The sequence below is a fragment of the Chryseosolibacter histidinae genome (assembly GCF_018598225.1).
Classification (GTDB): Bacteria; Bacteroidota; Bacteroidia; order Cytophagales; family Cyclobacteriaceae; genus Chryseosolibacter; species Chryseosolibacter histidini.
The window spans coordinates 125,513-137,528 of the sequence record NZ_JAHESF010000008.1; the positions used below are offsets into that span (position 1 = coordinate 125,513).

A 12,016-nucleotide genomic window follows, 5' to 3' on the forward strand; every position below is an offset into this window, starting at 1 on the left:
TCAATCTCCGTCCTCTCCTCCTCCGTAGTCTCTCGGTATAAATACCGAATCAAATCCGTTTGGGTAAAAGTTTTTATCATAGGCTCTGTTTTTCGTCATCTTCTTACGCAGGTTGATGAGGGCATAACGCATCCTTCCCAACGCTGTGTTGATGCTGACACCGGTGCGGGTTGCAATTTCCTGGAAGCTCATATCCAGGTAATGCCGCATGATGAGCACCTGCTTCTGTTCTATGGGCAGTTCTTTGATACAATCTCTCAGCTTGGTCCGCGTTTCGCGCAGCATTTGTTTCGCCTCTATTGAATCTTCGGAAAAATCCATAGAGTTGAAAAGCCGGCTCCCGTCTTCCAATACTACCTCGGGGTAACGTTTGTCTTTTCTGAAGTGATCAATAGCGAGGTTATGCGCTATTCTGCTGATCCAGGGCAGGAATTTCCCCTCCTCATTATACCGTCCGCCGCGGATGGTATTAATTGCTTTGACGAATGTTTCCTGCAACAAATCTTCAGCTGTATACCGATCTTTTACAATCAGGTATATAGCGGTATAGACTTTGGATTTGTGTCGGTGCAAGAGCATTTCGAAAGCTTCTTCGTTACCGTTTTGATAGAGCGACACGAGCTGGCTGTCGCTGAATCCTTTGTCAATCATTCTGCTTCACATTTAGGTAACGTAGAGGTTTCCTTCGATATTGCGTGGGTTTGGTTACAATTGAGATTGAAAAGATAGAAATATTCCGGAACAGTGCAAAAAAATTTTTAAAAATTCTTGCCTTCTATACAATTTCTTTAGGTATTTGTCACCTGATTTTTTGTGAAAATACCCTATGCCAGTCAGCAAAAAGAAAGTAATTAAAAGCCTTGAGAACCTGTCGGACGATTTAAAAGAATTGCTGAGGGATCAATATCCAAACGGCTACGAAAGCAGCATTACGCGCATCACCAACGCGAAGAAGGAGCCTATTTTCGTATTCCCCCTGGAAACAGAAGATGCCACCTACCTTATTAAGGTGCCGGCAACCAAAAACAGTGAAGGAGAATACGATGTGGAATCAAATCCTGAAAAGGAATTTGACGGCGGACCTGACGCAGCAGGGGGGGATGATGATGACTTTGGCGCTGGCGACAATTACAGCAGCGGCGGCGAAGACGACTATGACGAAGAAGGCGGATCGCGCAAAAGCCGGGAAGCCAGCTATGACCCAGACTTTGACAATTAAAACCGACTGGAAAAAATTTTAATAAAATGAACACCATCCACCCGGGTGGTGTTCTCGTTTTACCCGTACCGTATGCCCCGAAAGGGCTTTAAAATCAAGAACAACCCAAGTGAGCGAAACAATTACTTTGAACGATACCCATCTGGACGAACTCGACCCCCGGGAATACATCATCATCAAGAGAGCAAGGGTCAATAACCTGAAGAACCTGAGCGTGGCCATCCCGCGTAATAAGCTGGTGGTAATCACAGGGTTATCAGGCTCGGGAAAATCTTCACTGGCTTTTGACACCCTCTTTGCCGAAGGCCAGCGCATGTATGTGGAAAGCCTCAGTGCCTATGCCCGCCAGTTCCTCGGCAGAATGGAGAAACCCGACGTCGATTATATCAAGGGCGTATCACCGGCCATTGCCATCGAGCAGAAGGTGAATACCCGCAACCCGCGCTCTACCGTGGGCACAACCACCGAGATCTACGATTATCTCAAACTGCTCTTTGCCCGCGTTGGTAAAACCTATTCGCCTATAAGCGGCAAAGAAGTACGTCGCGATTCTGTGACCGATGTGGTGAACACCATCAACAAGCTCCCTGCCGGCACCCGGGTAATGGTGGCCTGCCCCCTTCATCTTAAAAAAGGCAGGAAAATAGCCGACGAGCTCAACCTGTTGCTCAGCAAGGGGTTTGCCCGCATCCTGGTAGACGGCGAGATGAAGTTCATTGAAGAGCTCATCAACCCGGAAGAGAACGGCAAAAAGAAAAAAGCCCCCAAGATCGAGGGCACCATCGAGATCCTGATCGACAGGGCTTCGGTAAACCCTGATGACGAAGATACCGCCTTCCGCCTTTCAGATTCTGTTCAGACGGCATTCTTTGAAGGTGAGGGCGATTGTATCGTATATGCCGAAGGCCAGGCAACCCAACGGTTCTCCGACCGCTTTGAGCTCGATGGCATGAAGTTCACAGAACCTTCGGTAAACTTCTTCAGCTTCAATAATCCTTATGGTGCCTGCCAGACCTGCGAGGGTTTCGGAAAGGTGTTAGGCATCGACGAAGACCTGGTCATCCCCGATAAAACACTTTCTGTTTACGAAGGAGCCATCGCACCCTGGCGCAGCGAGGCCATGAGCGAGTGGCAGAAGCCGCTGCTGAAGAACGGTATCAAGTTCGATTTTCCCATTCACCGCGCCTATCATGAGCTCACGCCGGCACAGCGCAACCTGCTCTGGACCGGCAATGAATATTTTGATGGCATCAACGATTTTTTCAAACACCTCGAATCGAAAACATACAAGATCCAGTACCGTGTGATGCTGTCGCGTTACCGCGGAAGAACCAACTGTCCTGATTGCAGGGGTACCCGGTTGCGGAAAGATGCGCAGTATGTGAAGATCGCAGACACTTCGATCACCGACCTGGTGCTGATGCCCATCGAAGACGTGCTGGCTTTCTTTGAAAAACTGAAGCTGCCGCAGTACGAGCAAAAGGTTTCGGAGCGGATCCTCACGGAGATCAAAAGCCGCCTGGCGTATATGGCAAAGGTGGGGCTCGGTTATCTCACGCTGAACCGCATTACGTCAACTCTGTCGGGTGGAGAGTATCAGCGGATCAAACTGGCAACTTCACTGGGAAGTGCGCTGGTGGGCTCAATGTATGTGCTTGACGAGCCCAGCATCGGGTTGCATCCGAAAGATACCGCGCGCATGGTGGAAGTATTGAAGTCGCTGCGTGACCTGGGCAATACCGTGATTGTTGTTGAGCACGAAGAGGAGATCATGCGGGCGGCAGACCAGATCATCGACATCGGTCCGGATGCCGGAAGCCACGGCGGCCACCTGGTTTTCCAGGGAACGCTCAAGGAGCTGAACGGCAAAGTGAAATCACACACCACCGATTATCTCAGCGGCCGTGAAAAGATAGACGTGCCCACCATGAGAAGAAAATGGAGCGATTCCATTACCGTGGTTGGCGCCAGGGAAAACAACCTGAAAAATCTTACTGTCAAATTTCCGCTGGGTGCGCTCACCGTTGTTACGGGCGTGAGCGGCTCGGGCAAATCTACCCTCATTAAAAAGATCCTCTACCCTGCCGTGGGAAGGATCAACGGCACCGTGGCCGAGACACCGGGAAGATACGACAAGCTTGAAGGCGACGTATCGCGCATTACACAGGTGGAGTTCGTTGACCAGAACCCCATCGGTAAATCATCTCGTTCCAATCCCATCAGCTACGTAAAAGCATACGATATTATCCGCCAGCTGTTTGCCGACCAGCCGTTGTCACAACAGCGTGGTTACAAACCGTCGCACTTCTCGTTCAACGTAGAGGGCGGCCGTTGTGAGACCTGCCAGGGTGAAGGTGAGATCAAAGTAGAGATGCAGTTCATGGCCGACATTTACCTGCGCTGCGAAAGCTGCAATGGCAAACGTTTCAAGCAGGAGATCCTCGAAGTGGAAGTGAACGGCAAGAACATTGCCGACATACTCGACCTTACGGTGGAAGATGCGCTGGATTTCTTTAAGGACAAGAAAGGCATCTACGACAAGATCCTGCCGCTGAACGACGTGGGATTGAGCTACGTGAAGCTGGGACAATCTTCGAACTCATTGAGTGGTGGCGAAGCGCAGCGTGTGAAGCTTGCTTCCTTCCTGGGAAAGAACTCCGCCGAAGGCAACATTCTTTTCATCTTCGACGAGCCTACTACCGGTCTGCATTTTCACGATATCTCCAAGCTGCTGAAAGCCATCAATGCCTTGGTTGACGAAGGCCATACCGTGATCGTGATCGAGCACAACCTTGAAGTGATCAAGTGCGCCGACTGGATCATCGACCTCGGCCCTGAAGGCGGCGAGAAAAAAGGCGGCAACCTGCTTTTTGCCGGCACTCCTGAAGAGATGGTGAAAAAAGCGAAAGGGTATACAGCTGAATTCCTAAAGGACAAGCTGAAATAAAATTCAGTTTCCCGCTGATCACGCAGATTAACGCAGAATTCTAATGATACATTATCTGCGCTCATCTGCGGAATCTGCGGGAGACAAGCATTTACTTCACTATTTTATCGAACGACGCGCAAATGCCTTTGATCAGCGAAGAGCTGAAGCCCTGATGTTCCATTTCATTCAGGCCTACGATGGTGCAACCTTTCGGTGTTGTTACCTTGTCGATCTCTTCTTCCGGATGGCGGTTGAGCTTCAGCAGCAGCTCTGCTGAACCCTTCACTGTTTGAGCGGCAATAAGGTTGGCTGTTTTTGCATCGAAGCCGATCTCGATCCCACCTTGTGTGGCCGCGCGGATAAAACGCAGGGCATAGGCAATGCCACACGCGCCCAGTACCGTTGCAGCATCCATCAATTTTTCATCGATGGCAATGGTGATGCCGAGCTGATCGAACAGGTCTGTAACATATTTCACCTGCTCGGCCGAAGCGCCAAGATGACAAAGACACGTTACTGACTCCTGGATGGCAATGGCAGTGTTAGGCATGGCGCGGAAGATCGGCACGCCCTGATCTATAATGGCCGCAAGCTCTCTCAGATATACACCGGTCACCACACTGATCACGATGTGTTTTTTCGGATCGAAGTTCTGCTTCAGGCTTTCGAGCACTTCTTTCACATTGTAAGGCTTCAGCGCCACAATGATCACTTCACTTCCCTGGATGGCTGCACTATTGTCTGACGTGACCTGCGCGCCCATCGTTTTCAAATGCTGGATCACCTCCACATTTCTGCGCGTTACGGTGATCTGCGCGGGCGTTACAAACTGGCTTTTGATCAGGCCTTCGGCAATGGCAGCACCCAGGTTGCCGCCGCCAATGATCGCTATCTTCGAGTTTTTCATGTTGCGTCTGATTGAGAATACGAAAATTAAAATACTTTCACGTACTTCACCTTACGTAGTGCCAATTAAAACTTCGTAAACGATGGAATTCTTCTATGCACCGTGGCCCTGGTATGTGGCGGGCGTTGTGATCGGTCTCACAGTTCCTACCTTACTTTTGTTAGGCAACAAAAAACTCGGCATCTCTTCTACACTCAGACAGATCTGCGCAGCCTGTTACCCGGCGAAGATTCCCTTCTTCCATTACGACTGGAAGAAAGACAGCTGGAATCTTTTTTTCGCTGCGGGCATCCTGCTGGGTGGTTTCCTCGGTGGATATGTGTTTGCCAATCCTGAACCAGTAGCGGTGACAGCGGAAACCAAAAATCTTTTTCTCAGCTGGGGACTCGACGATGTGGAAGGATTGCTGCCGCAGGAATTGTTCAACTGGGAGAACCTGATCACGGCAAAAGGATTTCTGCTGATGGTTGTCGGCGGATTCCTCGTAGGGTTCGGTACGCGCTACGCCGGAGGCTGCACATCGGGTCATGGCATCCTCGGGTTGTCGGCGCTGCAATGGCCATCGCTCGTAGCCACCGCCTGCTTTTTCATTGGCGGCATCATCGTGAGTCACTTTGTTCTTCCTTACATCCTCGCCTTATGAAAAATATCAAATACCTGCTGGTAGGCGTGGTCTTTGGTTTAGCGCTCACAAAAGGAGAAGCTATCTCGTGGTATCGCATGCAGGAGATGTTTTACTTCCAGAACTTTCACATGTATGGCATTTTTATGACGGCTGTACCTGTGGGTGCCCTTTCGATCCTCCTCATCCAGCGCCTCAGGCTTCGCACCACCAGCGGCGAATTGATCGAAAAGCCTGTCAAAAAATACCATCACGGTGTTGTGTTCGGCGGATTGATCTTCGGCTTTGGCTGGGCGCTCACGGGCGCGTGTCCGGGCCCGCTCTATGCACAGATCGGCTCAGGTTATCTTGTGGTGATCGTTGTCTTCCTATCGGCCGCCCTCGGAACCTGGACGTTCGGGTATTTGAAAGACCACCTTCCTGATTGAGAGAAGAGTCCACGGTCCACAGTCGACGGTCCACGGCCGGATCGTTCCCTACATCGTATCTCGTACCGAGATTAGTTATCGGGACGTAGCTCAACGAAAGATCGATTTAACTCAGTCGCCTGTGGTCTGTAGACCGTCGACCGTGGACTTTTTGCCTACTGTCAATTGCCTACTGCCTACTTTTTCTCCTAACTTGTACCCACACTAAACATCCCTATGAACCCAGCAGACATTATCAACATTGTAAAAGCGCGCAATCCGCATGAACCCGAGTTCGTCCAGGCCGCAGAAGAAGTGATCCTTTCCATTGCTCCCGTGCTGGAGAAGAATCCTGAGTTTGTGCGGCTCAGGTTACTGGAGCGGATGCTCGAGCCGGAACGTATGATCTCGTTCCGCGTAACGTGGCTCGACGACAAAGGTGAAGTGCAGGTGAACCGCGGCTATCGTGTGCAGATGAACAGCGCCATCGGTCCTTACAAGGGAGGGCTGCGGTTCCATCCGTCAGTGACTCCCAGTGTTCTGAAGTTCCTCGCGTTTGAGCAGATCTTCAAAAATGCGCTCACCGGTATACCCATGGGCGGTGGTAAGGGCGGAAGCGATTTCGATCCGAAAGGCAAATCAGAAAATGAGATCATGAAATTCTGCCAGGCATTCATGGGCGAGCTTGCGCGTCACATCAACCATCGCCTTGATGTGCCTGCCGGCGATATCGGTGTGGGCGGAAGGGAGATCGGCTACCTGTTCGGTGCTTATAAAAAGATCAAGAACGAGTTCACCGGCGTGCTTACCGGGAAGGGTATTGGCTGGGGAGGAAGCCTCATCCGCACAGAAGCAACAGGTTATGGTCTCGTGTATTTTGCCGAGAACATGCTGCAAACCAAAAACGATTCGATCAAGGGAAAGACCTGCCTTGTTTCAGGCTCTGGTAACGTGGCGCAATATGCCATTGAAAAGATCATTCAGCTCGGTGGAAAAGCTGTAACGGCATCCGACTCTTCGGGATTCATCTATGACGAAAGCGGTTTCTCGATGGAGAAGCTCGAGTTCCTGAAAGATCTCAAGAACAACCGCAGGGGAAGGATCAAGGAATACGCCGAACGTTTCAAAAATGTTGTCTACAAAGACCTGGACGAAAAAGCCGATCACAACCCGTTGTGGGCTATCAAAGCTAACTGCGCATTCCCTTGCGCAACCCAAAACGAAGTGAACGGCAAAGACGCCAACAACCTTGTGAAGAACGGTGTCACCCTGCTGGGCGAAGGCGCCAACATGCCCACTACAATCGAGGGTATCAACATCCTGATCGACAATGGTGTGATGTATTCTCCCGGCAAGGCTGCCAATGCGGGAGGCGTTGCAACGTCAGGGCTGGAGATGACCCAGAACTTCATGGGCGACCACTGGACACGCGAGGCTGTTGACGCCAAGCTGCAGGGCATCATGAAAAACATTCACGATACCAGTCTCGCCGCCGCCAAAGAATACGGCAAACCGGGCAACTACATGGTGGGTGCCAACATCGCAGGATTTTTGAAGGTAGCCAGGGCGATGCAGGCGCAGGGGGTGATCTAGTTGCCAGTTACCGGTTGCCAGTTCAGGTTGGGTTTCAATTTTTTACTTCTTAAGTTCAATACTCGAGAGACATACGGCAATGAAAGATCGCGTTCAGAGTCTTATGTCTTAATTTGAGTCGGAGCAGAAAAGTACCAGTTTACACCTCATTAAACTGGCAACTGGTAACCGGCAACCTGTAACTATTCTTAGCTTTGCTCCCGCAAAGATTTTATGGAGCTCAGGATTGGAACAGGTTACCGTCAGATCTTGGGACTTGCATTGCCTATTTCGCTGGCGATGCTGGTGCCACAGATCAACTTTATCACCAACAACATCTTTCTCAGCGGTCTCGGGCAGCAGGAGCTGGCCAGCGCGGGTATTACCGGTGTTTACTACCTGATCTTTGCCGTTGTTGGCAACGGACTCAACAACGGACTGCAGGCGCTGATCGCCCGCAGAGCAGGTCAGAATCTGCCGAAAGAGATCGGTAAACTTTTCTTTCACGGCGTATGGATCGCCCTTGCCATTGCCGGTCTTGGCATCCTGATCACCTATACGGCCGCTCCGGGTGTCTTGCGCGCCACCATCCACGACAAGGGAATTGCCGAGCAGGTGATCGACTTCCTGATGATCCGCATCTGGGGGCTTCCGTTGCTCTACCTGTATGCGATGCGCAATGCACTGCTGGTAGGAACCAATCAAACCCGGTTCCTGGTTTGGGGAACACTTTCAGAGGCTGTGACCAACATTGTGCTGGATTACGGGCTGATCTACGGAAAGCTCGGATTGCCTGAGCTTGGCTTCAACGGCGCGGCCTACGCTTCCATTATCGCCGAAGGAACAGGGCTGCTGGTGATCTACGCTGTGATCCACTTCAAGGGTATTCACAAGTCGTTCGCATTCTTCGAAGATGTTAAATGGGATGCCGCTGTTTCGAAGCTCATTCTCGTCAAGTCTTCGCCGCTGATCGTGCAGTATGGCATCAGCATCATGAGCTGGGAATATTTTTACATTCTCATCGAGCATCATGGCGAAAGGGCGCTGGCCATCTCTAACACCATGCGGAATATTTTCGGCCTGTTCGGTATTTTTTCATGGGCGTTTGCCTCCGCGGCCAACACCATGGTGAGCAATATCATCGGCCAGGGAAAAGAAGACGAGGTGTTGCCTTTGATCAGGCGGATTGTGACGGTCAGCTTTTCGATCTCGCTCATCCTGTTCCTGATGCTGAATTACCGGCCGGAATGGTTCCTGTCGTTTTACGGGCAGGGCGATGATTTTATCCGCGATGCCATTCCCGTGATCCGCATCGTATCGCTGGCGCTGCTCATGATGTCTTTCGGAACGATATGGCTCAACTCCGTAACAGGAACGGGTAACACGTCTGTGAACCTGGGCATCGAGCTGGTCACCATCGTGATCTATTGTCTCTACGTTTACCTCACGCTCGAGTACTTCAACATGTCCATCGTCTGGGGCTGGGCTTCGGAATGGGTGTACTGGCTATCGATGTTCACGATGGCGTTCTTTTATATGAGGTCGGGAAGGTGGAAGGGTAAGAAGATGATGTAAGAGTCCACAGACGACGGTCCACAGTCCACAGCAATGCAGTGTGACGTCCAGGATTTGGTCTACAGTCCATGGTCAGTGGTCAATAGCCGGAGGTTAGTAGCCCATCGGCATTAGATAGACAATCGTCATTTTTACACCACGCTGCTGTGGACAGTCGACTGTGGACCGTGGACTATTTACTCTTCCTCGGATAGAAATACAAATAGCTTTTCTCTCCCGTCACTTTTTCGCTGAGTGTGTAGTACCCCGATCCATCGTGTGCAAAGGTGACGGCTTCGCCCTGGGGCTCTTCTTTGTAGATGAGAATGTAAGGCTTTCCTTTCAGCACGTCGGCAATGGGGCGGTCGTCCACTTTCCAGTAATAGACGTTCTTGTAATTTTTCATGATCACCTCTTTGCCATCGGCAGAAAAATCGGCTGCCACGATGTAACTATACGGCAGCGCGGTGATCTGAGTCGCCGTCAAAGTGTCTTTGGTGGAATACGGATATTTCAGCTCGTACAGGTACACAGGTTTCTCACGCTTGGAGATAATGTATATATTCTTGTTCCGCGGATTGACCATGAGGGCTTCGGTGTCTTTCACCTCACCTTCGAGCTGAAAGGTGATGGTATCGAATTGCGTGATGGTGACCTTTTGTTGTGCCGGATCGAGCACCGGCTCTTCGAAGCGGTAGACCATTTTATATTGATGCCGCGCCATGTTATCGCCGATATCGGCAACATACACATAGTTCTTGCCGGGCTCTGGTCCTGGGCCGACAGCGATATCTTCCCAGTCCCGGTTCTTTACCTTCGCCAGTGTGCAGGTGAGTTTGATGTTCATTTTCTGATCGATCAAAAAAACATCGGCGCCATTTCCGCTGTCGTTGTGAGTCCAGAGCATGCCGGGGTTGTTGACGCTGGCAGCAAGTCCCGAAGCTTCATGGAGCTTCTTGCTGGTGACCTCTGCCAGTGATTGGCCATTGAGAAAAATATCGGAATCTGCTTTCTCCGCTTTTTTCTGGGAGCACGCCAGGGTGGCACCAAGCATGAGCATTAAAAAAATACAGCGCATTTTCAAAACACGATCGTTGAGGCGGTGAATAAACAATTTATTTTCACCAATCGGAAGTAAAATCCAATACCAGGATTTTCATCATCGGCAGAAGGAGGTTTGAAGGGGAGAGCGGCAATTATGTTGTGGGTTGTTCATACCTTTGCGCCATGAGTGAAAGTGAGATTATTCCCGACGACCAGGACGATGAGTTGTTTGAACACCACAGGATCGTCGCCGACCCGGGTCAGACGCTGCTTCGGATCGACAAGTTCCTGATGGATCGTTTACCTAATGTAACCCGCACCAAGATCCAGGACGGTATTCACCTGGGGTTTGTACGGGTGAACGAAAAGGCCATAAAACCCAATTACAAGGTGCATCCTGCCGATGTGATCACGGTTTCGCTGCCGCAGCCGCCACGCGACACCGAGGTTGTGCCTGAGAACATTCCCCTCAACATCGTGTTTGAAGACAACCACCTGCTGGTGATCAATAAACCGGCCGGCATGGTGGTGCACCCGGCCTACCAGAACTGGAGCGGTACGCTGGTGAATGCGCTGGCTTATCACTTTCAGAACCTTCCGCAGATGCCCGGCAACGATGGAAGGCCCGGACTGGTTCACCGCATCGATAAAGACACGTCGGGTCTGCTGGTGATCGCCAAAACTGAAAGTGCGCTGACGCATCTCGCCAAACAGTTCTTCGACCACAGCATCGAGCGTACTTATTGGGCGCTGGTGTGGGGTGTACCCAATCCGCCGGAAGGCACCATCGATGTGCACGTAGGCCGGAGCCTGAAAGACAGGCGGGTTACAACAGCTTTCCCGGAAGGCGACTTTGGCAGGCATGCCATCACACATTATAAACTGCTGCAGGACCTCCGGTACGTATCGGTAGTGGAGTGCAGGCTTGAAACCGGCCGCACGCACCAGATCAGAGCCCACATGAAACACATCGGCCATACGTTGTTCAACGATGCAATGTATGGCGGCGACCAGGTGCTGAAGGGCACTGTGTTCTCCAAGTACAAACAGTTTGTTGAGAATTGTTTCAAGATCATTCCCCGCCAGGCGCTTCATGCCAAAACCCTGGGGTTCGTTCATCCGGAAACGAAAAAGTTCTTACGATTCGAGTCAGCGTTGCCCGAAGATTTTGAAAATGTGATCGAGAAGTGGGAGCACTACGTAAAGTATAACTAGGGGCCTGGGGGATGAGGGGAAAATTTCAGGGTGACAGGTCCCTTCTGATGCGGTGATCGCATCATTTTGCATGTGACCGGATGAAAGAAAGACCGTTTTAGAAGGCCGGGTTCAGTTTTTTGTCTTTGCCCAACGCCTTGCGGATCTCCTTCATCCCTTCGCGTTTCAGCTTCTGGTAGCGGGCATCTTCGCGGGGCGTGTATAACAGACCTTTGATGTAGTCCATTACTTTTTCCGCCTGAGCCTGATCCAGCGCATCCAGCGACTCAAGGATCTGGTGTTTCTGGTTGATCGTTGTTGTCATTGTCGTAGTGGTTGACAATACAAATATCGGAAATTAAAGGCTTGAGGTTCAAGGGGTAAGAAGGGTGTTAACAGAAATACAACACGCAGGTAATATTTCCTGGCCGAAGGGAAAATTTCCTGGCGTACACCAATAAAAAAAGGCAGTTGACCTGCCATTTTTTTATGAGTTAGGAAAGAAAAGAAGAGAGAGGGAGAGGGGGTCTTCCTTCCAGACACATGATCTGTTACGATCAGGTACCTG

Annotated in this window: 11 protein-coding genes; 7 read left to right on the plus strand and 4 right to left on the minus strand. The window is 50.8% G+C overall.

Annotated elements, in window-relative coordinates; translation table 11 throughout:
* Window positions 1-651, minus strand: coding sequence for an RNA polymerase sigma factor (locus KK083_RS10295; protein ID WP_254163137.1), 651 nt, complete (start codon window positions 649-651; stop codon window positions 1-3).
* Window positions 652-826: 175 nt separating this feature from the next.
* Here KK083_RS10295 and KK083_RS10300 point away from each other — a divergent pair, with 175 nt between their 5' ends.
* Window positions 827-1,219, plus strand: a complete 393-nt coding sequence (locus tag KK083_RS10300) for a hypothetical protein (protein WP_254163138.1) — start codon at window positions 827-829, stop codon at window positions 1,217-1,219.
* A 109-nt stretch (window positions 1,220-1,328) separates the two neighbouring features.
* Entirely contained in the window at window positions 1,329-4,166 is a 2,838-nt protein-coding gene (gene uvrA / locus KK083_RS10305) for an excinuclease ABC subunit UvrA (RefSeq protein ID WP_438834719.1), read from the plus strand.
* 91 nt (window positions 4,167-4,257) lie between these two features.
* On the opposite strand, the gene proC is transcribed toward uvrA, so the two are convergent.
* Complete coding sequence (gene proC / locus KK083_RS10310) at window positions 4,258-5,055, minus strand: pyrroline-5-carboxylate reductase (protein ID WP_254163140.1); 798 nt, start codon at window positions 5,053-5,055, stop codon at window positions 4,258-4,260.
* Window positions 5,056-5,137: 82 nt separating this feature from the next.
* On the opposite strand from proC, the gene KK083_RS10315 reads away from it, so the two are divergent.
* The 4 genes from KK083_RS10315 to KK083_RS10330 all read left to right on the plus strand — a co-directional run bounded on the left by KK083_RS10315 (window position 5,138) and on the right by KK083_RS10330 (window position 9,231).
* Entirely contained in the window at window positions 5,138-5,698 is a 561-nt protein-coding gene (locus KK083_RS10315) for a YeeE/YedE family protein (protein WP_254163141.1), read from the plus strand.
* The gene (locus tag KK083_RS10320) at window positions 5,695-6,105 is read left to right on the plus strand and encodes a DUF6691 family protein (protein WP_254163142.1); all 411 of its coding nucleotides are present in this window, start codon (window positions 5,695-5,697) and stop codon (window positions 6,103-6,105) included. Before KK083_RS10315 ends, KK083_RS10320 begins: the two co-directional genes overlap by 4 nt.
* A gap of 216 nt (window positions 6,106-6,321) precedes the next feature.
* On the plus strand, window positions 6,322-7,677 hold the full coding sequence (gene gdhA / locus KK083_RS10325; protein WP_254163143.1) for an NADP-specific glutamate dehydrogenase: 1,356 nt from the start codon (window positions 6,322-6,324) through the stop codon (window positions 7,675-7,677).
* 213 nt (window positions 7,678-7,890) lie between these two features.
* Window positions 7,891-9,231: an MATE family efflux transporter gene (locus KK083_RS10330; RefSeq protein WP_254163144.1), complete on the plus strand. Its 1,341-nt coding sequence runs from the start codon at window positions 7,891-7,893 to the stop codon at window positions 9,229-9,231.
* Window positions 9,232-9,403: 172 nt separating this feature from the next.
* Here the strand turns inward: KK083_RS10330 and KK083_RS10335 are convergent, their stop codons facing one another.
* Window positions 9,404-10,264: a hypothetical protein gene (locus KK083_RS10335; RefSeq protein ID WP_254163145.1), complete on the minus strand. Its 861-nt coding sequence runs from the start codon at window positions 10,262-10,264 to the stop codon at window positions 9,404-9,406.
* 173 nt (window positions 10,265-10,437) lie between these two features.
* Between KK083_RS10335 and KK083_RS10340 the strand changes: the two genes are divergently transcribed.
* The gene (locus KK083_RS10340; RefSeq protein ID WP_254163146.1) at window positions 10,438-11,469 is read left to right on the plus strand and encodes an RluA family pseudouridine synthase; all 1,032 of its coding nucleotides are present in this window, start codon (window positions 10,438-10,440) and stop codon (window positions 11,467-11,469) included.
* Window positions 11,470-11,566: 97 nt separating this feature from the next.
* Here the strand turns inward: KK083_RS10340 and KK083_RS10345 are convergent, their stop codons facing one another.
* A complete protein-coding gene (locus tag KK083_RS10345; protein ID WP_254163147.1) occupies window positions 11,567-11,773 on the minus strand; it encodes a hypothetical protein in 207 nt (68 codons plus the stop codon).
* Window positions 11,774-12,016: the final 243 nt, after the last annotated feature.